Below are 21653 nucleotides of genomic sequence, written 5' to 3'. Positions count from 1 at the left end.
CAACCTACAGCCGCCAGTCGTAGATCCAGCTCTGCCGCGCCGACAGCCGCTGCGGTCCGAGCGCCTTGATGCTGAGATCGCGGGCCAGCGCCAGCGGCCCGGTCATGTGATAGAGGCGGCCCTGATTGCGCGCGGTGCGCTGCACCTGGCCGACGCGCGGACGGCGCAGCTTGGCGTAGCGTTTGAGCGCAGCCGGGATCGCGCCGGGACCGTCCGGGCGTGCCTCGCTCAGGCTCTTGGCGAGCACCACCGCATCCTCGATCGCCATTCCCGCGCCTTGCGCCGCAAAGGGCAGCATGGCATGCGCGGCATCGCCCAGCAGCGCGACGCTGCCGTCGGTCCATTCGATGCCTTCGGGGACGCCGAACAGCGCCCATTTGCGCCAGCCGTCGACCGCGTTGAGCAGCAGGCGCGCCGTCGCAGGCCAGCGCGGTGGGGCGAACGCCGCCTTCAGCTCGCTCGGATCACCCTCCGTACTCCAGCCCGGCCGGTTCCAGGTCCCCGGCACCACCGCGACCACGTTGACCTGCCGGCCGGCAGAAATCGGATAGGCGACGAGATGGGCCTCGGGACCCATCCACAGCTGCACCCGCGCTGCGGTCAATTCGCGCGGCAGTTGCCGGGCGTCGAGCGTGCCGCGCCAGGCGATCAGGCCGGAAAACGCGGCGCGGACCTGCGGAAACAGATGGTGCCGCACGGCCGACCACACGCCGTCGGCGCCGATCAGCGCCAGCGCCACGTCCTGGCGGCGCTCGTTGCCGCGGCGATGCACCACGGTCAGGCCCTTGGCGTGGGCGGCGACGTCCTCGAACTGGCAGCCGAGCCGCAGCTCGACGTCCGGATGCGCCATCGCCTCCGCGGCCAGCGCCGCCTGCAGGTCGGCGCGGTGGATAACCCAATAGGGCGCGCCAGCCGCCTGGCTCGCGGCCTCGCCGAGCGGCAGGCGGGCGATCTCGCCGCCGGCCCGCGCGCTCATGATGCTGACGGCGTCGGGCACGACGGCGCGCGCGGTCAGCCGCGGCCCCAGGCCGAGATCGAGCAGGATGCGGCTGGCATTGGGCGACAGCTGCAGGCCGGCGCCGACCTCCTCGAGCCGTTCGGCCTTCTCCAGCACGACAACGCGGAAGCCCTTGGTGGCGAGCGCGAGCGCAGCCGTCAGGCCGCCAATCCCGGCTCCAGCCACATAGACGGTACGCGATGCCACGACACGCCGATCAGGCAACGTCCTTCAATACGCATTCCGGCGGCCGCGCTTCGCCCGCAGCGAGGTCCGGCGCATAGCGGTACAGGGTCGAGCAGTACGGGCAGATGATTTCCTTGTCGTTGCCGAGATCGAGGAACACGTGCGGATGATCGAACGGCGGATTGGCGCCCACGCACATGAACTCATGCGAGCCGATCTCGATGACGGGGACACCGGCATCATTGTGGAAATGCGGGACGATGTTATCGGCCATCGGTATCACCTCGCGTGGCAACGGGAGCGTATGCGGTCAGCACGACGGAGCAGGACGGGACTGAGGTCGCAGGGCCGCACGCGTCGAAAACGGCGCGACCATACTGAGCCTTAAGGCCAATTCCTAGTGTTGGGAACCCGCGTTTGGTGCAACGCACGCCGTTATGTTGTGGCCTGTGGATTCGACACAAACTCAGGCCCGCCGAGAAGCCCTTCTTTCGTCGGGGCCGTTGTGTCAGGCACGGGACATCCTATGTCTTTCGGCATCGTCCCCGCGAAAACGTGAAAGCGGCGTGATCTCGAAGCGAATCAAGCTGGGAATCAGTCTGGCGCTGGCCGGGCTTGCCGTCAGCGCCGCGGTCGGCGCTGCGATATGGCCGCACGCCTATGGGGCCGGAGCCATCATCGTGGCGCAGGATGATCCGGCGAGGCTGTCGGAGCTTCAGATCGCGTCCGTTCTGCAGAACGATCCGGCGCGGATTGCTCGCAACATCGAGGATGCGCTCGCGGCTGGCGATCCCGATCTCGCCGGGAGTTTCGTCGCGCTCGCACAGGATCATCGCGTTGCGCTCGACGAGGCGCTGATCCAGCGGGTGAGCGATGCCGTGGCCGCCGAGAAGGCGCCGGGGAGTGTCGCCAAGCGCTTCGCCAGCGGGCTCGTCACCGGCCAGGCCGATGACGTCGCGAGCCTGTCCGGCACCGTGGCCGGCGATCTCTTCGTGTTCGGCGACATCCGCGACGCGGTGCGCGAGGGCAAGCATCTGGTGATGGGCGAGGAGACCGACCGGCTGGTGCTGGGTCTCGCGACTGCGGGCCTTGCCGTCACGGCCGCGACCTATGCCTCGGCCGGCACCGCCGCGCCGGTGCGCGCCGGGCTGACGCTAGTCAAGGATGCGCGGAAAGTCGGCCGGCTCGGCGAAGGGTTGGCGGCCTGGGCCGGGCGCTCGGCGCGCGAGGTTGTCGATGCGCCGATGTTGCAGCAGGCGGTGGCCTCCGGCTCGGTGCTGCGGCCGGGCCAGACCGCGACCGCGATCCGGGCTGCGTTCCGCGCCGAGAAGGCCGGCGCGCTGGTGCGGCTCGCCAAGGATGTCGGCCGCATCACCGAAAAGGCCGGCACGCGTGGCGCGCTCGATTCGCTCAAGCTCGCCGAAGGGCCGAAGGATATTGCCCGTGCGGCCCGCCTGGCCGAGGCCAAGGGCGGGCAGACCCGCGCGATCCTGAAGCTGCTCGGCCGCGGCGCGCTGCTGCTGACCGCGGGCGCGTTCAATCTCGCGCTGTGGCTGTTCGGCGCGTTGATGACGCTGCTCAGCTTCGTTGCCTCGCTCAAGGCCATGACCGAGCGGGCCACCCAGGCCTGGCTCGACCGAAGCAAGCGGCGCCGCCTGCGCCTGATGCAGGCCGCTGCGGTCCGTCCCGAACTGGTCGCGGCCGCGCCCTGCGGTTAGACTACGGCTCCAAGATCAATCATTGCACATTCCGGGATACGCGACCGATGCCGAGCTTTCACAACGGCGCCGTTGAAATTGCCTTCATCGACGAGGGGGAGGGCGATCCGATCGTGCTCGTCCACGGCTTCGCCTCGACCAAGAACGTCAACTGGGTCTATCCGTCCTGGATCTCCGAACTGCGCAAGGACGGCCGCCGGGTGATCGCGCTCGACAATCGCGGTCATGGCGATTCGGCCAAGCTCTACGACCCCGCGCTGTATTCGATCGCGGAGATGGCGAGCGACGTCACGGCGCTGATGGATCATCTCGGCCTCGCCAGCGCCGACGTGATGGGCTACTCGCTCGGCGGCCGCATCGCCGCGCATATTGCCTTGAGCACGCCACAACGCCTGCGCTCGGCGATCTTCGGCGGCATCGGCATGGCGATGATCGAGGGCGGCGGACCCGGCGAGAACGTCGCCTCGGCACTCGAGGCGCCGTCGATCGACGACGTGACCGATCCGGTCGGACGCACCTTCCGCGCCTTCGCCGACCAGACCCGCTCGGACCGGCTGGCGCTGGCTGCCTGCATGCGCGGCTCGCGCGGCTTGATCTCGCGGGAGGAGGCGGGCCGCATCGCGGTGCCGGTGCTGGTCGCGGTCGGCACGACGGACGAAGTGTCGGGCTCGGGGCCCGCGCTCGGTGCGCTCATCCCGGGCGCAGAGGTGCTCGACATTCCCAACCGCGACCACATGCGCGCGGTCGGCGACAAGGTCTACAAGGCCGGCGTGGTGGATTTCCTGGCGCGGCGCTGAACGCGTAGCCCGGGTTCTCCGGAGCAGCGCGCGTGAACCCGCATCTCGCTTTCGCCGAAGCCTCGTGGCTTCGGCTGTCGCTCATGCGGGCTGCGGGGCCCTCATGCCGTCGGCACGTCCGCACGCTCGCCGCCGAACCAGCGCGCGGCTGCGATCAGCGCCGTGAAGGTGGCGATCCACACCAGCCGCGCGCCATAGCGGTCGTGCGGGCCGGAGATCACGCCGCAGATCACGGCGTTGCCGAGCAGCGCGAGCGTCACGGTGCTGGCGAGCAGGGCGACGTCGTCGCGCCGCCGCCGCCAGATCGCGTGAGCGGCGATCGCTGCTGCCGCGAGCATCGAGCCCAGCGCGACCGGCACGTGCAGCCAGTTCACGACGGCGAAATTGATCTCCCAATGCTGCTGGTGCGCCGCACGCATCTCCCGGACCTGCGAGGGGATGTAGCGCTCGATGATGCCATAGGTGTGCGGCACCCAGCCGCTGGTGCCTTCGCCGGTCGCGACATGAACCAGTTGCTCCGCCGTCGCGATCGCCGCCGCCTTGGCCTGCCACAGCGGGTAGGCCGTGAGCGACTGCTTCACGATGAAGCCCATCTCGTCGTTCATGCCCTCGAAGCGGCCGAGCTTGTTGAACATGCTGTTGCCCCACAGGAAGTCGTCGGCGGTGGGCGGCAGCTCGTTGCGATAGGGGCAGAGCTTCAGCTTCTGGCGGGCGCAATGGTCCTTCAGATATTGCGCCACGATACCGTCCTGGAGCATGCGGCCGAAGGCGACGCCGGTACCGCCCGGCGTCCACGCCAGCTGGCCAGACAGGGCAAAGTTGGCCGCGAGCAGCATCGCCGCCCCCGCGACGATGGTCATGCTGGCCTGGACGAGGCCCGAGAGCGCGATCTGCCGGCGCAGCCGGGGATAGGCGATCCAGCCGACGCAGCACAGGCCGAACAGGACGCCGAGCGTGGCGCTGTGGGTGGCGGAGGCGAAGGCCACGAAGCCGAACAGCGCGCATTTCTCCAGCACGGAGGTCCGGCGTGCCTGCGTGACCATGATGTACAGCGCCAGCACCGACAGCCCGGCGAAGATGTCGGTCAGCAGCATGCTGGCGAGCCAGGGCAGGGCGGTGGTCAGGACCAACAGCAGGCCGATCCAGAGCAGGCGCAGCGGCTGGGCCAGTCCCAACACGCGCAAGGTGAGCTGCAGGATCCAGAGCGTTGCCAGCGCCTGCAGACCAAGATTGAGCCAGAAGCTCGAGCCCTCGCCCCAATGCAGATAGAGCCCGAACACGGTCGAGCGGCTCGGCACCAGATAGCCTTCGTACCAGCGCGCGAGATAGCCCCCGGTGTCCCACTGCAGCAGCGGGTAGCCGTTCCACAGCGCCGGCGCGACCAGGAAGAGCGGGATGACGATGACGGGGAGCCAGGCCGATCCGGCCTCGGTCGTGCGTTCGTCCAGGATCTGAGTGTTACTGATACCCGTGTCCCCCCGATCAGGAGCACCATGGCCGAAATATGGTCAGGGCGATATTCACTAGTAGACGCAGAGCGATGGATGGTAAAGCCGATCCCGGGATTGAACGGGGGAATGGTCGGCCTTCTGTGCCCGGGTGGTTCCTTTTTGCCGCAGCCACGGTGTTCGCCGCTTCTTCCGCCACGATCGTCTTGATTTCGGGTTCCTGCTGCCCACCTTGAGCCGACGGCGGTGCCGAACCGTATGGCGGCGCAACCGGGACGTCACCGGCGGGGCGTAACGGAAATGTCTCAATCCCGTGTTCTCTGGGAGGCGGGCTGGCCGGGATGGATCGCCGGCCTCGCGCAGCCCGCGGAGGACATTGTTCCCTGCGCCGTGCTATAAGGCCCGCCCACTGAAACTGCGAGAAGCAGCCATGGCTATGCATCAGACCAATCCGCAGCAGGGCAGCAAGCTGGCGACGCTTGATCCGATCTGGGATCGGATCCGCCACGAGGCAGAAGAGATCGTGCGCCGCGAGCCTGAACTCGCGACCTTCATCTATTCAACCGTTCTGCACCACGGCCGGCTCGAGGATTCGGTCGTGCACCGGGTTGCCGATCGTCTCGATCATTCCGCGCTGTCGGGCGACCTGATCCGCCAGACCTTCGACGATGCGCTGCGCGACGAGCCGGACCTCGGCCATGCGTTTCGCGCCGATCTCGTCGCCGTCTACGATCGCGATCCCGCCACCTCGCGCTTCATCGATCCGTTGCTCTACTTCAAGGGCTTTCACGCGCTGCAGACGCACCGGCTGGCGCATTGGCTGTATCGCAAGAGTCGCAAGGATTTCGCGTTCTATCTGCAGAGCCGCTCCTCGGCCGTGTTCCAGACCGACATCAATCCGGCGGCGCGCATCGGCCGCGGCATCTTCCTCGATCACGCCACAGGCTTCGTCTGCGGCGAGACGGCCATCATCGAGGACAACGTCTCGATTCTGCATGGCGTGACGCTCGGCGGCACCGGCAAGGAGAATGAGGACCGGCATCCCAAGATTCGTCATGGTGTGCTGATCGGTGCCGGCGCCAAGGTGCTCGGCAACATCGAAGTCGGTCATTGCGCGCGCATCGCTGCCGGCTCCGTCGTCGTGAAGCCGGTACCGAACAACGTCACCGTCGCAGGCGTGCCGGCGAAGATCGTCGGCGAGGCCGGTTGTGCGGAGCCGTCGCGCACCATGGATCAGATGATCAACGCGATCGGGATCTGAGCCGCGAGCGCGTCGGCGACAGCGAAGTCAAGACCTTCTCATCCAGGGAAATTCGTGCCAACACATCAGCGTCTGTGGATTTGACGATCCGCCGTTTGTCTTGGCGGAGTGAATGTGAGATCCACGGCGTCCCTTTCAGGTCGTTCGACATCGCCGGCTCGTCTTGCCTCGATCGGTGGGCCGGAATGTCGAAATCACAATGCCGAAATCACAAGGACACGGACGTTCGCGCTGCAACGTCCTCATCATCCGCAAACCTCGCTGTCGATTGGAGATCACCGTGGACGTTCAGGAAGTCAGGAAGCTCGACGCGTATCTGAAGCGCGTGTTTGGCAATCCCAAGATCCGTGTAGTGCCGCGGCCGAAGAAGGAGGACTCCGCCGAAGTCTATATCGGCGAGGAGTTCATCGGCGTGCTGTTCGTCGACGACGAGGACGACGATCGCTCGTTCCAGTTCCAGATGGCGATCCTGGAAGACGATCTGGTGGAGTAAGTCCTAGAGCGCGTAGCCCGCATGAGCGCAAGCGACATGCGGGTTCAGCGCTGGGCGAAAGACCCCGGATATCGCTGCGCTCATCCGGGCTACGACTGACTACTTCGTCGCATGCATCTGCGCCGTCAGCCGCTCCATTGCGGCGGCGACGTCCTGCCACTGTGACAGCCAGCTGCGCGGAAACCGGAAGATCAGATCCGCGCCCTCGACGCGGTGTTCGCTGAGGCACATGCCGGGCGTGGCGGCGTCACGCGTGCAGCGGGCGACCAGCAAAGGCTGCTCGGCCGTGAACAGATCCTCCACGTCGTACGGTGTGCCCGCGCGGAAGCTTCGCAAGCTCAGCCCGTCCTGCACCGACACGGCAACTGGATTGAGGTAGCGCGGATAGATTGTCTTCAGTCGCGTCTCGGGCGACATCGCGTCGTGATGCGCCGATATCGAGACGAAGATGCGATCGATCGGGTGCGGCGCCTGATCGATCTGGTCGGCGCTGACGTGATGCGGCGCCTCGGGCGGCGTGAGCGAGGGATATTCGAAGCCGAGATCGACGCGCTCCTGCGGGCCGGTGTGGCGCTGGATCTTCACTCGGATGGCGGCCGCCGGCACGTTGAACACGGTGCTGCCGATGCTGACCGGCAGGCGCTCGGGCCCCTTGAAGGTGCTGGCGCGCCAGGTCGGCCAGAGCAGGTAGGCAACGAGGGCGATCGCCGCCGCCGCCAGCACGCAGCCCAGGATGATCGGCACGGCATGGCCATGTCCGTTCGAAGGGCGGGCACTGCGGACCGAAAACATCGTCATGATGGGTAGGGATCTCAAGGCCGAATCAGCGGCGACTATGCCACGGCGATGCGGCATTCTGCAGAAACTTACCTGCAGGGAGCCGCGCACCGGCTGCGGCCGCCGTTAACCGTTCCTTAAGGATAATGTGGCGGGCGCGAGCACTTTTTGCCAAACCAGCATCGGGCTGTTCTGCAAGTGTGTGAGTGCGTACGATGTCGGCAGAGGCGTTCAATTCCCTGTTCTCGCTCCTCATCGGTTTCGCCTTGGCCGGTGCCCTGGCGAGCGGCTATCAGGCGTATGCCGAACGTCCGCCGGGCTTCGAGCTGCTGCAGGAGGGCGTCACGCCCCGGCGCTTCGCCGCGGTGCCGTTCCTGGTGTTCGCCGCGCCCTTCATCATCATGCGCAACACGCTGCGCGGCGCCCGCATCGAGCGCCGTCGCTTCGAGTTCGTGATGCTGGCGACCGTGATCGCCGGCTTCTGGAGCATGATGTGCGGCACCTTCGTGGTGATGACGCTGCGCGCCGCGGGCGTGCTGGCCTAATTCCCGTGCCGGGCGCCGCCGCGGCGGTTGCTTGAAATCGCTCTGGCGGCTGTGCCAAGGTCACCTGCGAACGGGAGACCTCGATGGCCATCTACGAACTCGACGGGCAGGCGCCCGAGCTGCCGGCGGACGGCAACTACTACATCGCCGACAATGCCACCGTGATCGGCCGGGTGAAGCTCGCCAAGGAGGTCACCGTCTGGTTCGGCGCGGTGATCCGCGGCGACAATGACTCGATCGAGATCGGCGAAGGCTCCAACATCCAGGACAACGCCACCTGTCACGTCGATCCCGGCTTCCCGCTGCGCGTCGGCCGTAATGTCACTGTCGGCCACAACGTGATCCTGCACGGCTGCACGGTCGAGGACGACGCCCTGATCGGCATGGGCTCGATCATCATGAATGGCGCGCACATCCGCCGCGGCAGCGTCGTCGGCGCCGGCGCCATCATCACCGAGGGCAAGGATTATCCGGAATACTCGCTGATCATCGGCGCGCCCGCGCGTGTCGTGCGCACGCTGGAGCCGGTGCAGGTCGAGCGCATGGGTATCGCGGCCAAGGCCTATGTCGCCAAGGGACCGCGCTATACCAAGGGTCTGAAGAAGATCGGCTGACCTCGCCGCCGATCGAACTGTCGGGCTATCGGAGATCGCTCACGTCCCTTCCGTCCCTTCGGACTCGCCAGCCTCGGCTGCGCTGGCGACACGTTCGTGGCCGCTCGCCCACAGCGCATGCTGCTCGCTGCCGTCGTGATAGGGATTGGCCTCGGCCGGAATGTTCTCGCGCGCGGCGCGCTCGCCCTGCTCGAACGGATCGGGGTCGGTGCTCATGCTGATGTCCTGCTGCTCTGCTTCGGTTTGTGCTTCGACTGGTTTCTGGACTTGTCGTCGGTCTCGCTTTTCCGTTTGCGCGCAGGCTTGCCTGCGCCATCGCCATCCTCCGCAGCGCTCTTGCGCAGCGCGTCCTTCAGATCCGCCGGTACGCCGTGCTTTTCCAACAGGTCCATGAACGCCTCGTCGGCGAGATCCTGCAGACTCAGCATCTGATCGCGGCCCAGCTGCTTGAGCTTGCCGAACGTGTCCTCGTCGAAGGCGATCAGCTTGCGCACGGCTCCTCGGTCTCCTCGCCCCATCAATCCTCTCCGATCAACATTCGTTCCGGAACGCGGTCCGCCCGGTCGGGTTGAAGCGTAAAGGGAGACGGTCACATGGCCAGATTTTCGTTGGGCACTTTGATCGTGATTGCAGGCCTCAGCACGGCCACAGCGGTGTTCGCGCAAGGCGGTGCGGGCGGTGGAGGAGGCGCTGGCGGCGGCGCGCCGGGTGCGGGGGCCGCCGGCATCGGCACGACCGGTATCGCCGCGGGATCAGGGAGCGCCGCCGGTCTCGGCAACGCGCAGAACGAAGCCGGAAGCGGCAACAATCCCTCGCGGCTGTCGCAACCGGGGGCGGCAGGCACCAACGGGACTAACAGCCTCGGCACGGCGCAGTCGTCCGGCTCCGGCGCGAGCGGGTCGGGGTCGAGCAATTCCGGCGTCACGACCGGCACGGGTCGCGGAGCGGCGGGAGGCACCGCGGCAACGGGACCGAACCACGCCGGTGATGCGACCGATGAGCAGATTCAGCAGGAGAACAAGACGGTCGACCGGAAGGTCAAGAGCATCTGCCGCGGTTGCTGAATATTGCCCGCGGCTCCGGACGTCACGCAACGACATCGAGATCGCGCAGATGTGAGCGGGGTTGCCCCCGCGCCGTTCCAAATTCGGCTTACAGACATCCGGCTGAGAGTACCGAGTGCAATGACATTGTCATGCCGGTTGAATTTGGAGACGGATCGATGCGCAAGAGATTGATGGGATTGCTGGCGGGTGCCGTGATCGCGGCGGCGATGGTGCCCGGCATGGCATCGGCGCGCGGGCCGGGCGGCTTTCATGGCGGCGGTTTCCATCATGGATTCGGTTATCATCATGGCTTTGGTCCCGGCTTCGGAATCGGGTTCGGCTTCGGCTATCCCGGCTACTACGGTTACGGAGGCTATCCTTACTACTACCCGTACACCTACGAAGATCTCGGCGGCTGCTACGTCGCCCGCAAGCGCGTGCGCACGGCGCACGGCTGGCGCTATCGGAACGTCGAGGTGTGTGAATGAACCTTGGGCGAGGTGACCGGCCGATCCGGTCACTTCGCCTTAACGACATCTCGTCACCTTTTGTTGTCGCTCCGATCGGCAGCGCGCAACGGAGAAGTAGCTGGCGCAACGCTTGCATGGGATCCAGGCATGATGAACACACTCACATCCCCTGAACTCACGTTGGTCTTCATGGGCGTCGTCGTCAGCCTGGGCGCAGCGCTGGTCTGGATGGCCTGGGAGCTCGAGCAGGGCGGCAGGCAGCTGGCGAAGATCCGTCGCGACGATCATCGCCTGCGCTAACCGCCGACAGCCCGGAGCCCGCATGAGCGCAAGCGACATGCGGGACGTCTCGCGGGGGGGGAAGGGCAGTCTGCCCCGGTTCGCTCGCCCGGGCGGCGGCCGTCAGCTCAGCACGCCATATTTCTTGAACCACGCCTGCATCTGCACCCAGCCGTCCTCGGCGGCGTCCTTGCGATAGCTGGGGCGATAATCGGCGTGGAAGCCATGCGGCGCGCCGGGATAGATCTTGAACTCCGCGGTTTTCTTGTTGTCGGCGAGCGCGGCCTTCATGGCCTCGACGCTGGCGACGGGAATGCCGGTGTCGGCCTCGCCGTAGAGGCCGAGGACGGGCGCCTTCATCTCGGGTGCAAGCTGCGTCGGACTCTTCGGCCAGGCCGGATTGGGCGGGTCGATCAGCGGGCCGTAGAACGCGACGCCCGCCTTCAGCGCCGAACTATGCGCCGCATATTCCCATACGTTGCGGCCGCCGCGGCAGAAGCCGACGATGCCGAGGCGCGAGGTGTCGCCGCCCTGCGACTTGGCCCAGGCCACGGTCGCGTCGAGGTCCGACATCAGCTCCGCGTCGGGCTTGGTATTCACGATCGGCAGCAGGTCCTTGATCTCGGTGATCTTGGTGAGGTCGGTCCCGCTGCCGAAGTAGTAGTCCGGCGCCACGGCCAACGCGCCGAGCTTGGCGAGACGGCGGGTCACGTCCTTGATGTACTGATGCAGGCCGAAGATCTCCATCGCGACCAGCACGACGGGCGGGTTGCTGGCGCTGGCGGGGCGGGCGAAATAGGCCGGCATGTCGCGGTCGCCGACCTTGATCTTCGCATCTCCGGCATTCAGGCCATTGCTGTCGGTGGTGATGACCTCGGCCCGCACCGGGCCGGCAGCCAGTGTGTAGCCGGCCGTCACGGCAGCGGACGCGGTCATGAAGCCGCGGCGTGAGAAGGGGGCGACCGTGGTCAGCCCGATGACATCGGAGGTCAGTGCTGGATCGGCGGACATGGGGGCTCCTCTGCGTCTTGCGGGCGCATTGAGCCGAGAATTGGCTGCGAAATGCAAGTCACCAGCCGGAGAGCCGCGGCAGTCGGGTCTGTTCCGGGCGGTCGAACGCGATCCCACAAAGAACAAGGCCGTCGGCGCAGTATGGCGCCAACGACCTTGCCAGCCCCGGATATTGAAATTGGCCCTGTGCCATCCTGAAATTGGCTCGCCATCCGGTGAAGGCAGGATGGCGTGACTCCCGGTTTCAATCTGTGAAGCACTTCACAGGGGCCCGGGAAAATTCGGCGGGAAATTCTACGAGCAAGGTGTCAGGACCGGCCATATCAGGACCGGTTGCGGCGATGCCGATGGCCGCTGCGGCTGGCATGGGCGCGGGTGCGGATGCTGCGGTTGCGCGGGGCCGGCGCGGCCTGCTCCGAGCTCTGGGTGCTGGCGAAGGACTGGCGCAGGCCGTCGATGGAGTCCTTCAAGGTCGAGACCTGGTCCGAGAGCCGCTTGGTGTCGGCCTGCTGGGCGGCGAGCAGGCGGCGCATGCTCTGCATCTGCTCCTGCATCATCTGCAGCTGATCGATCGATTCCTGTTGGGTGGCTTCCAGGCCCTTGGTCTTCTCCACCAATTGCTCAGACGCCTGTACCGTGCGCGCCTGCAATTGCCGCGTCACCGCGCCGCGCTCGGCTTCCGGCGCCCCCCCATGGGCACGCCACAACATGATGCCGCCGATGCCCGCGACCAGCACCACGAGCGTCGCGGCTGCGAGCGCGATCGGCTGGGCGCCCTTGACGGGGCTCGGGCTGAGCTTCTCGGGGTAGCGTCTGGTGTCGCGCGTCACCGGATTCATCACGAAACCACCCAAATTGAAAAAGCTTCGGATGCTCCTCCCGAAAACTGGAAGAGGCGAAAACTCGAGCAGAGAACGCTGTTCGCCCAGCCCGCAAATCGAGCGTCTGACGGACGAACCAAGTCGTCAAGGTTTGATTAGGAAATCCGACAAAAGCGAGGCCTGCAAGTCCGAAAGGGCGCGGCCGCGCCATGCACCATGCCGGTTCCCTGCGGCGGCCGCGACCAGCCGAAAAATGCGGCGGGACAGATGCTTACTGCGTTGCGCTGCAGTTCCGGCAGATCGTGAGCTTCTGCTTGAGGCGGGCCTCGTCGGCGAGGTCGGCCGCCTGTTCCTCCTCCCAGCTCATCCGGCCCCGATAGCCGGAGCTCGACTGCGCGGACATCACGTCGACCCGCGAGTCGCCACGGCGCTTGGCGCCTTTGCGCGGCGTGCCGATGTCCGGCTCCGTCACCATCTCGGTGTCGGCGTCGGAGGTCGCGACACGGCCGTCCCAGTCGGCCGCAGCGCTCGTCGGCTGCGCGGCAATCACGGCGGGCGCAGCGGCCATCGCCGGCGTGGCTGCAGGTGCGCCGGCCGAGGCCAGCGGCCCCGAGCAGCCGGTGCCGGACATGCAGCAGTTCGCCAGGGTCAGGGCCGCGGCCAGCAGGGTCGCGCTTCGCAGGATCATCATCATGCCGACAACCTAAACCCGACGGTCGAGGGAAAACAAGGTTGGCCGGCCATTGCCGCGCCCCGCCTGCGACATATCGTCAAAGCAAGGCCAAAAAAAGTTGCGCATCGAGACGGCCTTACGCGAGGCGATGACGTGCCTCCCACCGTCCGCGACCCACGGCAAGACGCCGAACTACGAAGTCCGCGCCCCCCGCGCCGCGGGGCTTTTTTTTGTTCCGGCAGCTCACCACGGCTTGTCGGAAACTCGGCTTAGATGAGTATAAAAATACCGTTATTGATTGCGTAAGACTCTGAACTCAATCTTAAGTCGATTTTTTTGCGCGTGATGGCCAGCCATGTGGTATTTACTAACCGTTGTTCCGGCCGGCAGGGGGCGCGTGCGTGCGTGATGGGCACAAACTTTGGCTGTTGATCTATATTGCCATGGTCATTGTATCGGGCTGCCTGGCGGCTTCGATCGCATATAGCGGCAGGGGGATCTCGATCGCCGGATGCAAGCCGGCGCCGGAGCCTGATCAGTTCATCAGCTACTGCAGTGCGCGCCGATTTGGAGACTTCGAGCATGCTGCGTTTTGGTTCGGGATCGAGCGCAGGGCGCTTGCCAACCTCAAGGCAGCCGATGTGGTCTTTACTGGGTCGAGCCGCACGATGTTTGCTTTCAGCACGGCCGAAGTGCGGTCGTATTTTGCCGCACGCGGTCTACGGCAGTTTAATCTCGGATTCGGCTATGAGGACCAGCAGACGTTCTTCTCTGCGCTTGCGGTGAAGCACCATCTGCGTCCGCGTGTGCTGGTGATTGGCGTCGATCCCTATTTCAACGATCGGGTAAGCGAGCCCGCCTTGGCCGCGCTGCATGATGGATGGGAGCTCGGGCGGGCTCTGGTCAAGAAGGGGGAGATGTGGGCCCAGCCAGCCCTATGCAATTTACGGTTTGTCGACTGCGGAATTGCGCCGACGGCCTTCAGATCCTCAGTGGATGGCTATTTTCGTTGGCGGGATGTGCTGATGGCGGATCGCCAGCGCCCGCGAGTTCGTCGGAGCCAGTTGCGGGACTTTCAGGTCAATGTGCCGCTCTCGGCGATCGAGGCAAACAACTTCTTGAAGCGAATTGGCATGCCTGCCGACTGTGTCGTCCTGGTCCCGATGCCGACGACCGAAATCTGGCCAAAGCCGGATCCGACCAAGCAACTCGCCGAGACGATCGGGGCGATGTATATCGATGCTGATACCGGCGACGATCTCACCTTCGTCGACGAGGCTCATCTGTCATTTGACAGCTCGAAGCGGTTCTCGTCGGAGTTTGTTCGCGCGTTCGACCGACTGCCGCAGACGTGCTTGAACAATGGTCCATTGCCGGCCCAAGCCTCCGCGCTTCCTGGCGGGTGATGAAGCTAGGACGGTCGAGATCGCCGCTGGCCTCTAACGGCGGGCGCTTGCATCTCGGCCTGCTCTCAGCACGGCGTCGTGGAGAGATTCACGGTGACAGTCGATCGTGCCCGACGCGCGAGAGATCCTGGCCGCAGCCTTTGCCACGGCCTGGTCGATTGAAGGCGCGGCTGCGCCCGATGGCAGATACTGATGCAGCTACGCTTCTCTGGCATCACAATTCGAGAAACGGTAGGCCACCTTTCGCTATGGCAGCCGGACGGGCGCGCGCCCGCTCCCACGCAGCAGAGCGTAGTTCTTCTGCAGCCAGCGGGTAAGGCGGGGGCTCACCGTTCTGCCGAGTTCCGACTCAAGTGCCTCGATGCGATCCTGCAACTGGAGGAGGTCGCTGTAGCGAGCTCGCATCCTTTCGCTCAGTTGGCTGTGGGTCGTAGCGATCTCGAGCGAGGGGCGGAACGCCTGGTCGATCGTCTTCCGCAGGACGACGTGAAGATTGAGCTGGGGGACGCGATTGTTTTCGGCGAGATGGGCCGGCTCATTCAACATCGTATCGCCGCCTAGACAAGTGATGCCGAGAGCGTCGATCCGGTTTTCGCCCGCATGGGTGACTGCGAGGCACTCGATCTCGTAGCCGTTGGCCTGGGCAAGCTCCCGGAAGAACAGCGGCGTGTAGCAGAAGTATCCGTGGTCGAGATAGCCGCTCGCTGGCAGCTGATGGTAGATCACGCCGCCGACCTTCATGGCGTCATGCATCACTTCGAAACAGTTCCACTGATTGACGATGTGCTCGGTGGTGCCGAAGTTGAGAACCACGTCGAAATGGCCACGGAGCTGCGAAGGGAGTTCGTCGAAGTTGAGATCCAGGATGTTGGTGTTCTTCAGCCCGGGACAAACATCGATCGCCTCATATTCGATGTTTGCGAGATCCGTGATCTCGGAAAGCATCGTCGTTCTCTCGTCCGCTCTTGGCGTCGAGAAGTGGACGAGCCGATCAACCGTTATTGCGTCAGGACGCGGCTGTCCCAGGCGCTCGACGATTTCCGTGATCTGCTCGGCGCGCGCGAAATAGATGGTCTGCGGCCCGATATCGAGAATTCTGTTTTTGCTGCCGGTCAGATGTCCGTTCCGCTGCAAGTAGATCACGGCATCGAGGTTCATCCCCATAGCAATGCCCCGCGCTAAAGTGGAAGCACTCTAGCACCACAGTCTCAGCGTGATCAATCTTCGCGTGTTGATGCGGAACATAACTGATCTTGGATTGTATGGCGGGGCTGCAGCGGCCGCCAGTTCCTCAAAAAAACGAGTATACCGATGGACTTGCGCCTCGCGTGCGGACTGCGCGATCAGGTCAGTCGGGCCTGGCCCGAGCGGCCGAAGTGACGGGTGGATCGGCGAGCGGGACCGGAACGGTGCTGCCAAGCCGTGGAATTCAAGCGGTCTTCGTGAATTTCGGCTGGCTCAAAAAAGTTGCGGCCAGGCCTTGGGGGAGGCCTGGCCGCGCGCGAACCGGTCTGGGACGGGGAGGGGTGGGGATGTGACCGGGTCGCGTAACTCGAATTCGTGTCTCGCCTCTCTGATCAGCGTTCGCGGACGCCTTAGCGTTCTCTTGCGCTGGCGGTGGCCACTGCCGGGCGACCGTCGCCGAGCGAGACCCAGACGTTGGGATCGCCCTGCGACTGCCGCTTGACGAAGCGGTAGCCGGTCTCGGTCCAGGCGACGACGCTCTCGTTCTGATTGTCGAGCACGTATTCGCCCTTGTCGGTCTTCACGGTGAGGACGGCGTGTCCTTCACCCTTCTTGTCGCGCACCACCGTGATCAGCAGCGCCTCGCGGGGCCAGCCGGCATCGATCAGCAGCTTGCGCTTCAGCAGCACGTAATCCTCGCAGTCGCCGTAGCCGTCCGTCGGCAACGACCATTTCTCGACCACGCCCCAATGGTCCATGTCGGTGATGGGCTTGACGTTCTCGTTGACCCAGCGATTGACCTTTAGCAGATCGCGCCAGGCGGTCTGGGACAGCACGATGTCGCGGGGCTGCGACGCGCCGCCGCGGCATTCCTCGGGCGTCTCGGTGCAGAACTCGACCCAGCCGATCGGCGCCCGTGCGGTGTCGCCAAGGCTCGCATAGAGCACCCGGTCATCGCCGGCATGCGCCATCCCGCCCATCGCCATCAGGAAGGCTGCGACCGCCCACCCTTTTGCCTGTCCCGTCCGCTTGACCATTTTTGGCCCCCCGTTTTCGTTGGGACCATGTGTCTCACAAAGATTTTTCGCTGCCGCTAAATCGCCACGATGGATTTGACGCAAATCCAAGTAAAACAAAGGGCTTATTCGACTTTCACTTGAATCAAACTTAGCTAAAATTTGAATCGTTCGGGGTTGAATCGAATGCGCGGCATTAAGCCGGGAACCGCTGCCGTTGCAGGGTCTGCCGCGCTTTGCCCGCCAGCCATTAACCGCGCCGGACCACCTGTGCGCTGGCCGAACGCCACACGGCACCCGCGGTGGCGGACGCCGTGTGCTCCGTGAAGTTGCGGGATTTCAGAGGCTTGCGGCTTTACCGCGCGGTAACGCTGTCTTCGAGCGTTTCGGCGAGCTGGGCGTGCAGGAACTCGATCGCGAAGCCGCCTTCGAGATTTCGCACCACGCGCGCCTGCACGCGGCCGAGCATGACCTGCGATTTCAGCGGCGGCCGGGTCTCGGCCGCGATCGCCGCGCCCGACAGGGACATGTCGATGATGCGGCAGGTCATCTTGGTGCCGTCCTCGAGCGTCAGCACCGCGATCGGGTTGCGCGGAATGATACGGTCGTGGCGGCGATCCTCCGGCAGGTTGAGGATGTCGCGGTTGGCGAGCCAGGTCAGCTGCGCGGCGAGCTTGTCGCGCTTGCGCGCGGTGGCGCCGATCGTCATCGCAAAACCGTTGTCGATGATGCGGGTGATCTTGCCTTCGACACGGCCGATATGGTCGAGATAGGCGATCACGCGGTCGCCGACATTGCCGATGCCCGGCGCGAGCAGCGCGAGGCCGCCCGGCGACATGTTGATCACCTGGCAGGGAAACTCACGGCGGTCCGGCAGCATGTAGCGGCCGAGCAGGTGGACCTTGACCCGCTGGAAACGGCGGCGCTCCTCGGCGGCCGGAAGAGAGAGTTTTTTGTTCGGCAACGCCATGTTTCGCCACTCAAAGCCGGCTCTTAGCGTGCCGGATGATCCAGTGTTGAAACTAAGTCCTGCACGGTTAATTCAGCGTTACGTTGTGCTCCTGCCGCACGCTGCCACGGCCTTTGACGAGCTGATAGAGTGGGCAGGCGCTGCATCGCGCCAATGACACCAGTGAAGACGGGAGAGACGTTCATGCGGAGTTGGTTGGGAGCCGTGGCAGTCGTGGTCTGCGCAGCGGTTGGATCGTCGCCGGCCGCGGCGGCCGAGATGAAGGTGACCCTGCTCGGGACGGGCACGCCGACGCCGCGCCTGTCGAGCTTCAGCGCCTCCACCCTGATCGAGGCCGGGCCGGAGCGGCTGCTGTTCGACCTCGGACGCGGCTCCACGATCCGCCTGTTCCAGAAGAACATCCCACTCGGCAGCATCACCGCGCATTTCCTCACCCATCTGCATTCCGATCACGTGGTGGGGCTGCCGGACATGTGGCTGAGCGGATGGATCGGCACGCCCTGGGCCTCGCGCAAGGGGCCGATGGTCGTGTTCGGACCGAAGGGAACAGTGGCGATGACGGAGAATCTCACCAAAGCCTTCTCCGAGGACATCCGCATCCGCATCGATGACGAGCACTATCCGCCCGAAGGCGTCGCCTTCGCCGCGACCGATATCGGGCCGGGCATCGTCTACGAGCGTAACGGCGTCAGGGTCAGCGCCATCGAGGTCAATCACGGCGAGAAGATCAAGCCGGCGCTCGGCTATGTCGTCGAGTTCGACGGCAAGAAGGTCGTGCTGTCCGGAGACACCAAGCCCGATCCGCGGGTGGAGAAGGCGGCGGAGGGTGCCGATCTTCTGATCCATGAGGTCGCTGTGATCGACCCGGAGCTGCTCACATCCTATCCGAACTACCGTGCCATCCAGGACCACCACACCTCGCCCGAGGAGGCCGGCAGGATCTTCAGCGAGGCGAAGCCGAAGCTCGCAGTCTACTCGCACATCGTGTTTGCGACCGTGAAGCCGGTCCAGGACGTGCCGGAGGATGCGCTGGTCGCGCGCACGCGCACGGCCTATCAGGGCCCGCTTGTCGTCGGACGCGATCTTACTTCGTTCGTCATCTCGGATCACGTCGCCGCGTTCGCTCCCGACGGCAGTCTGCTCACCCCGCTGACCGGCTCGCGGTGAGGCGCGGGACGTAGCCCCGATCGCGTGGCCCGCATGCGATGCGACCAGAGGTCGTCGCGACAAGATCCACACTCTCCAGACCGGATCTGGCGGCCTCCGGTCCCTCCGGTGAGTTCAGCGGGAGGTTACATACCGTAAACAACGCTCTTGAAAGTAGAGCTTGAGCGCAGCACATTGTTCTATGGAGCAATGAGGGGCACCGAGACGACGAGCCCATCGGCTTCAACGAGACGTCGCGTGCCGGTCGTCGGCGGGCGGCACCTCACTTCGCGCAGGAGTTGGTGCGATGATACCGGGCATCGATTTCGGCGAGTTCCAGGAAGCGCTTGTCGCAGCGTTCAATCCTAGAGAATTGGAAATGATGGTCCGCGTTCGGTTAAACGAACGTCTGGAAGACATTGTTACACCCGGTCCGAACAACTACGTGGCGTTTCAACTGATCGACTGGGCGGAGCGAAAAGGCGCGACGATCGTCGTCGATTTGGCACGCGCTGCATATCTTACGAGGCCTGACCACGAGAAGATACGACGCCTCTACGAGAAATTCGGCATGGCGCCGACGATGTCGGTACAGAACGCGGGCAAGTCCGTCACCGCGGCACCCGAGCATGCCACCGCAAGCGGCCTCGAAGCGATCGTGCGTCCGCGACTTAAGACCTTCGATATGGGCGTGTGGCGGGGATGCATGGCACAGATCGAGGGCCAAGTCTGCCGCATTGAGTTCGACGGCAACGCGATGGGAACCGGGTTCTTGATCGGACCGGATCTCATCCTGACCAACTATCACGTGCTCGAGTCCGCGATCGAGGGGACGGCACGTCCGGCCGCGGTCGCCTGCCATTTTGACTACAAGGTTCTCACCGACGGCTCGCGCTCGGAAGGCGTTGTCGTGCCGCTACACGCTTCAGACTGGCGCATCGACTTCGCGCGTTACAGCCAGGCCGAGGCCGACGGTCAGCCGGATCGTGATCTTCCAGCGGCCGACGAACTCGATTTCGTACTCGCGCGCTTGGCGCGATCCATCGGCAACGAACCGATCGACAGGAACGCCGGCTCCGGTGCCCCGCGACGGCGCTGGATCGCAATGCCCAAGACACAGCCGCCACTTGAGACCGACATGCCGCTGCTGATAGCCCAGCATCCGGACGGGAGCCCTTTGAAGCTCGCCGTGGACACGCAAGCTGTGCTCGGCGTGAACGGCAACGGCACACGGGTTCGCTATGCCACCAACAGCGACCGAGGCTCATCGGGGTCCCCGTGCTTCAATATGGAATGGTCGCTGGTTGCGATGCATCACATGGGCGACCCTGCCTGGGGCTCGCCGAAATTCAATCAGGGCATTCCGATTGGAATGATCCGCCAGCGGCTTGCAGGCAAGATCGAGTTCGAGGCGCCATGATGCGCCGGGTCCGCTTCGCTTCGCTTCGAGTGAAAGGACGTAGAGGCCAATGGTCGAGACAGCCGCTGCCGGCTCCGCGAAAGGGTCGGAATCTCTCTTGGACAAGATGCTGCTCGATAGCATCTGCGACGCGTTCAACATGAACGATCTGAAGGTCCTGGTTCGCTTTACAATGGGTAAAGACGTTTCCGATCGACTGACCTGGGAGCAACCGAAGCAGAACGTTGTTCTCGATCTTCTGGACATGGTCGAGCGGGATGGACGGCTCCTCGACCTGCTCAATCGCATCAAGAACTGGAAGGATCAACAGTCCAACGATGCCCTTCAGAGGGTTGTCGGCGAACACCTACAGCGCATTTCTACGCTGGCCAGCGTCAAGACCCTCAACACCGGGATCAATAGCCTGCGTCGGGAAGTCGAGGAGGACGCCGGGATACGCTCCGTCGTCGCCGCCTCGCGCAAAACGCTCGACCAGGTCAGCAGCAGAATCGACGCCCTCTTTCACTACAAGGAGCTGCACGATTGCCTGCACGACATCCAATTGCGACATTACCGCGAGATCATCGATTGTGCCAAGGAACTGGGGCGCGATCCGCAAGCATCGTTCGGGCTCCAACAACACGTCATCGACCTCGCGAAAATCTGCAGCCGCGTGCGCGAGGCGGCCGAACTGCTCCCGGAGGTCGGCGCCGATCGGACGCACGTGCGGGGCTGGGTAGAGGAGCTTGAATCGGCGATTCCGAAATTGCGGAAGGCCGTTCGCGACGAGGATACGCACGATGTGATCACTGCGGTGTTCCCGTTTCGGAGCGTGATCGTCTCCGAACAGAGCAGGGTCAACGCTTCGCTCAACCGATATGCCGAAGAGCTCCCGTTGAGAGAGCTGAGCGAAATCCTCGCGAATGCTGTCGCCGCCAAGCCGGCAGGGGATGCGTCGGCTGCCGACCTTCAAGAGGCGATCGCATCTTTGAGGAACATCAAGTCGCAACTGAGTAGCCGGGTTGCGGAACACGACAAATGGCAGAGAATCGAGAAGGATTTCTGGGAGGCCGAAGACAACATCGAAAAGAACACACCGGAATCGCTCGACCTGTTCAAGGAATTCTGGCCGGCGATCAAGTCGCGCGTCGACGAGATCGCATCCACGCAGGCTGAAGCGGACTGGGCGAAGGATGCGAAGGAGTACGCCAGCCGGGTCGACGAGACGATCGCCAGTCACGTCACCAATTTCGGCACGCTGCGCAGAAATTTCAAACTATTCCGCGATACGGCGCTTCTTCACTTCTTCAATGTCGATCGAGATCTCAAGGCGCAGTGTGGAGACATCCTGAAGATCCGTGAGCCTTTGCGAGAACTGTCTGACAAGGTGTGAGC

Annotated in this window: 25 protein-coding genes; 13 read left to right on the top strand and 12 right to left on the bottom strand. The window is 64.6% G+C overall.

Features of this window, described 5'->3' with window-relative positions; all coding sequences use genetic code 11:
• Window positions 1-4 precede the first annotated feature (4 nt).
• The gene (locus QW881_RS07340) at window positions 5-1204 is read right to left on the bottom strand and encodes an FAD-dependent monooxygenase (protein WP_316158562.1); all 1200 of its coding nucleotides are present in this window, start codon (window positions 1202-1204) and stop codon (window positions 5-7) included.
• 10 nt (window positions 1205-1214) lie between these two features.
• Complete coding sequence (locus QW881_RS07335) at window positions 1215-1457, bottom strand: zinc-finger domain-containing protein (protein ID WP_006611181.1); 243 nt, start codon at window positions 1455-1457, stop codon at window positions 1215-1217.
• A 292-nt stretch (window positions 1458-1749) separates the two neighbouring features.
• On the opposite strand from QW881_RS07335, the gene QW881_RS07330 reads away from it, so the two are divergent.
• Window positions 1750-2901 carry a hypothetical protein gene (locus tag QW881_RS07330; RefSeq protein WP_409999052.1) on the top strand — a complete coding sequence of 384 codons (1152 nt, stop codon included), beginning with the start codon at window positions 1750-1752 and terminating at the stop codon, window positions 2899-2901.
• Window positions 2902-2948: 47 nt separating this feature from the next.
• Window positions 2949-3698 (top strand): alpha/beta hydrolase, encoded by a 750-nt coding sequence (locus tag QW881_RS07325; RefSeq protein WP_315759506.1) that lies wholly within the window; start codon window positions 2949-2951, stop codon window positions 3696-3698.
• A 101-nt stretch (window positions 3699-3799) separates the two neighbouring features.
• Here the strand turns inward: QW881_RS07325 and QW881_RS07320 are convergent, their stop codons facing one another.
• Entirely contained in the window at window positions 3800-4996 is a 1197-nt protein-coding gene (locus QW881_RS07320) for a hypothetical protein (RefSeq protein WP_315759505.1), read from the bottom strand.
• 580 nt (window positions 4997-5576) lie between these two features.
• Here QW881_RS07320 and cysE point away from each other — a divergent pair.
• Together cysE and QW881_RS07310 are read left to right on the top strand one after the other, a co-directional pair.
• Window positions 5577-6407: a serine O-acetyltransferase gene (gene cysE / locus QW881_RS07315; RefSeq protein WP_315737485.1), complete on the top strand. Its 831-nt coding sequence runs from the start codon at window positions 5577-5579 to the stop codon at window positions 6405-6407.
• Window positions 6408-6687: 280 nt separating this feature from the next.
• Complete coding sequence (locus tag QW881_RS07310) at window positions 6688-6900, top strand: DUF3126 family protein (protein WP_006611186.1); 213 nt, start codon at window positions 6688-6690, stop codon at window positions 6898-6900.
• A gap of 99 nt (window positions 6901-6999) precedes the next feature.
• On the opposite strand, the gene QW881_RS07305 is transcribed toward QW881_RS07310, so the two are convergent.
• Window positions 7000-7698: a hypothetical protein gene (locus tag QW881_RS07305; RefSeq protein ID WP_316158563.1), complete on the bottom strand. Its 699-nt coding sequence runs from the start codon at window positions 7696-7698 to the stop codon at window positions 7000-7002.
• A 194-nt stretch (window positions 7699-7892) separates the two neighbouring features.
• On the opposite strand from QW881_RS07305, the gene QW881_RS07300 reads away from it, so the two are divergent.
• Both QW881_RS07300 and QW881_RS07295 read left to right on the top strand, forming a co-directional pair.
• A complete protein-coding gene (locus QW881_RS07300) occupies window positions 7893-8222 on the top strand; it encodes a DUF6949 family protein (RefSeq protein WP_009027540.1) in 330 nt (109 codons plus the stop codon).
• Between the two features lie 83 nt (window positions 8223-8305).
• Window positions 8306-8836 (top strand): gamma carbonic anhydrase family protein, encoded by a 531-nt coding sequence (locus QW881_RS07295; RefSeq protein ID WP_315754008.1) that lies wholly within the window; start codon window positions 8306-8308, stop codon window positions 8834-8836.
• 39 nt (window positions 8837-8875) lie between these two features.
• Here QW881_RS07295 and QW881_RS07290 read toward each other — a convergent pair whose 3' ends face one another.
• The gene (locus tag QW881_RS07290; protein ID WP_315754010.1) at window positions 8876-9052 is read right to left on the bottom strand and encodes a hypothetical protein; all 177 of its coding nucleotides are present in this window, start codon (window positions 9050-9052) and stop codon (window positions 8876-8878) included.
• Window positions 9049-9330 carry a hypothetical protein gene (locus tag QW881_RS07285; protein ID WP_409998947.1) on the bottom strand — a complete coding sequence of 94 codons (282 nt, stop codon included), beginning with the start codon at window positions 9328-9330 and terminating at the stop codon, window positions 9049-9051. Before QW881_RS07285 ends, QW881_RS07290 begins: the two co-directional genes overlap by 4 nt.
• A gap of 99 nt (window positions 9331-9429) precedes the next feature.
• On the opposite strand from QW881_RS07285, the gene QW881_RS07280 reads away from it, so the two are divergent.
• The 3 genes from QW881_RS07280 to QW881_RS07270 all read left to right on the top strand — a co-directional run bounded on the left by QW881_RS07280 (window position 9430) and on the right by QW881_RS07270 (window position 10652).
• Entirely contained in the window at window positions 9430-9900 is a 471-nt protein-coding gene (locus QW881_RS07280) for a hypothetical protein (protein ID WP_315754012.1), read from the top strand.
• Between the two features lie 158 nt (window positions 9901-10058).
• The gene (locus QW881_RS07275; protein WP_315754014.1) at window positions 10059-10370 is read left to right on the top strand and encodes a hypothetical protein; all 312 of its coding nucleotides are present in this window, start codon (window positions 10059-10061) and stop codon (window positions 10368-10370) included.
• Between the two features lie 129 nt (window positions 10371-10499).
• On the top strand, window positions 10500-10652 hold the full coding sequence (locus QW881_RS07270) for a hypothetical protein (protein ID WP_315754571.1): 153 nt from the start codon (window positions 10500-10502) through the stop codon (window positions 10650-10652).
• 102 nt (window positions 10653-10754) lie between these two features.
• Here QW881_RS07270 and QW881_RS07265 read toward each other — a convergent pair whose 3' ends face one another.
• The 3 genes from QW881_RS07265 to QW881_RS07255 all read right to left on the bottom strand — a co-directional run bounded on the left by QW881_RS07265 (window position 10755) and on the right by QW881_RS07255 (window position 13157).
• Complete coding sequence (locus QW881_RS07265; protein WP_409998954.1) at window positions 10755-11567, bottom strand: dienelactone hydrolase family protein; 813 nt, start codon at window positions 11565-11567, stop codon at window positions 10755-10757.
• Between the two features lie 398 nt (window positions 11568-11965).
• Window positions 11966-12481, bottom strand: coding sequence for a hypothetical protein (locus QW881_RS07260; protein ID WP_315754017.1), 516 nt, complete (start codon window positions 12479-12481; stop codon window positions 11966-11968).
• 253 nt (window positions 12482-12734) lie between these two features.
• Window positions 12735-13157, bottom strand: coding sequence for a hypothetical protein (locus QW881_RS07255; RefSeq protein WP_315754019.1), 423 nt, complete (start codon window positions 13155-13157; stop codon window positions 12735-12737).
• Window positions 13158-13537: 380 nt separating this feature from the next.
• Between QW881_RS07255 and QW881_RS07250 the strand changes: the two genes are divergently transcribed.
• The gene (locus QW881_RS07250; protein ID WP_315754021.1) at window positions 13538-14542 is read left to right on the top strand and encodes a hypothetical protein; all 1005 of its coding nucleotides are present in this window, start codon (window positions 13538-13540) and stop codon (window positions 14540-14542) included.
• Window positions 14543-14788: 246 nt separating this feature from the next.
• Here QW881_RS07250 and QW881_RS07245 read toward each other — a convergent pair whose 3' ends face one another.
• From QW881_RS07245 to QW881_RS07235, 3 genes are all read right to left on the bottom strand, one after another.
• Window positions 14789-15700 carry a methyltransferase domain-containing protein gene (locus QW881_RS07245; protein WP_315754023.1) on the bottom strand — a complete coding sequence of 304 codons (912 nt, stop codon included), beginning with the start codon at window positions 15698-15700 and terminating at the stop codon, window positions 14789-14791.
• Between the two features lie 437 nt (window positions 15701-16137).
• Window positions 16138-16764, bottom strand: a complete 627-nt coding sequence (locus QW881_RS07240) for a transglutaminase-like cysteine peptidase (RefSeq protein WP_315737496.1) — start codon at window positions 16762-16764, stop codon at window positions 16138-16140.
• 334 nt (window positions 16765-17098) lie between these two features.
• On the bottom strand, window positions 17099-17713 hold the full coding sequence (locus tag QW881_RS07235; protein WP_315754025.1) for a PilZ domain-containing protein: 615 nt from the start codon (window positions 17711-17713) through the stop codon (window positions 17099-17101).
• Window positions 17714-17896: 183 nt separating this feature from the next.
• On the opposite strand from QW881_RS07235, the gene QW881_RS07230 reads away from it, so the two are divergent.
• The 3 genes from QW881_RS07230 (at window position 17897) to QW881_RS07220 (ending at window position 21651) form a co-directional block, all read left to right on the top strand.
• Window positions 17897-18880: an MBL fold metallo-hydrolase gene (locus QW881_RS07230; protein ID WP_315754027.1), complete on the top strand. Its 984-nt coding sequence runs from the start codon at window positions 17897-17899 to the stop codon at window positions 18878-18880.
• 286 nt (window positions 18881-19166) lie between these two features.
• The gene (locus QW881_RS07225; RefSeq protein WP_315754029.1) at window positions 19167-20279 is read left to right on the top strand and encodes a trypsin-like peptidase domain-containing protein; all 1113 of its coding nucleotides are present in this window, start codon (window positions 19167-19169) and stop codon (window positions 20277-20279) included.
• 97 nt (window positions 20280-20376) lie between these two features.
• Window positions 20377-21651, top strand: a complete 1275-nt coding sequence (locus tag QW881_RS07220; RefSeq protein WP_315754032.1) for a hypothetical protein — start codon at window positions 20377-20379, stop codon at window positions 21649-21651.
• Window positions 21652-21653: the final 2 nt, after the last annotated feature.

Origin of the sequence: Bradyrhizobium sp. SZCCHNS3016 (assembly GCF_032484535.1) — a bacterium.
Classification (GTDB): Bacteria; Pseudomonadota; Alphaproteobacteria; order Rhizobiales; family Xanthobacteraceae; genus Bradyrhizobium.
This window is presented reverse-complemented; position numbering and strand designations above follow the sequence as displayed.

Bases quoted from the DNA above. Each gene is read 5' to 3' on its own strand.
- QW881_RS07300 (WP_009027540.1), top strand. From the start codon at position 7,893: ATGTCGGCAGAGGCGTTCAATTCCCTGTTCTCGCTCCTCATCGGTTTC.
- QW881_RS07235 (WP_315754025.1), bottom strand. From the start codon at position 17,713: ATGGCGTTGCCGAACAAAAAACTCTCTCTTCCGGCCGCCGAGGAGCGC.
- QW881_RS07325 (WP_315759506.1), top strand. From the start codon at position 2,949: ATGCCGAGCTTTCACAACGGCGCCGTTGAAATTGCCTTCATCGACGAG.
- QW881_RS07270 (WP_315754571.1), top strand. From the start codon at position 10,500: ATGATGAACACACTCACATCCCCTGAACTCACGTTGGTCTTCATGGGC.
- QW881_RS07290 (WP_315754010.1), bottom strand. From the start codon at position 9,052: ATGAGCACCGACCCCGATCCGTTCGAGCAGGGCGAGCGCGCCGCGCGC.
- QW881_RS07275 (WP_315754014.1), top strand. From the start codon at position 10,059: ATGCGCAAGAGATTGATGGGATTGCTGGCGGGTGCCGTGATCGCGGCG.
- QW881_RS07295 (WP_315754008.1), top strand. From the start codon at position 8,306: ATGGCCATCTACGAACTCGACGGGCAGGCGCCCGAGCTGCCGGCGGAC.
- QW881_RS07265 (WP_409998954.1), bottom strand. From the start codon at position 11,567: ATGACCGCGTCCGCTGCCGTGACGGCCGGCTACACACTGGCTGCCGGC.
- QW881_RS07230 (WP_315754027.1), top strand. From the start codon at position 17,897: ATGCGGAGTTGGTTGGGAGCCGTGGCAGTCGTGGTCTGCGCAGCGGTT.
- QW881_RS07305 (WP_316158563.1), bottom strand. From the start codon at position 7,698: ATGACGATGTTTTCGGTCCGCAGTGCCCGCCCTTCGAACGGACATGGC.
- QW881_RS07225 (WP_315754029.1), top strand. From the start codon at position 19,167: ATGATACCGGGCATCGATTTCGGCGAGTTCCAGGAAGCGCTTGTCGCA.
- QW881_RS07335 (WP_006611181.1), bottom strand. From the start codon at position 1,457: ATGGCCGATAACATCGTCCCGCATTTCCACAATGATGCCGGTGTCCCC.
- QW881_RS07280 (WP_315754012.1), top strand. From the start codon at position 9,430: ATGGCCAGATTTTCGTTGGGCACTTTGATCGTGATTGCAGGCCTCAGC.
- QW881_RS07245 (WP_315754023.1), bottom strand. From the start codon at position 15,700: ATGAACCTCGATGCCGTGATCTACTTGCAGCGGAACGGACATCTGACC.
- QW881_RS07260 (WP_315754017.1), bottom strand. From the start codon at position 12,481: ATGAATCCGGTGACGCGCGACACCAGACGCTACCCCGAGAAGCTCAGC.
- QW881_RS07255 (WP_315754019.1), bottom strand. From the start codon at position 13,157: ATGATGATGATCCTGCGAAGCGCGACCCTGCTGGCCGCGGCCCTGACC.
- QW881_RS07240 (WP_315737496.1), bottom strand. From the start codon at position 16,764: ATGGTCAAGCGGACGGGACAGGCAAAAGGGTGGGCGGTCGCAGCCTTC.
- cysE (WP_315737485.1), top strand. From the start codon at position 5,577: ATGGCTATGCATCAGACCAATCCGCAGCAGGGCAGCAAGCTGGCGACG.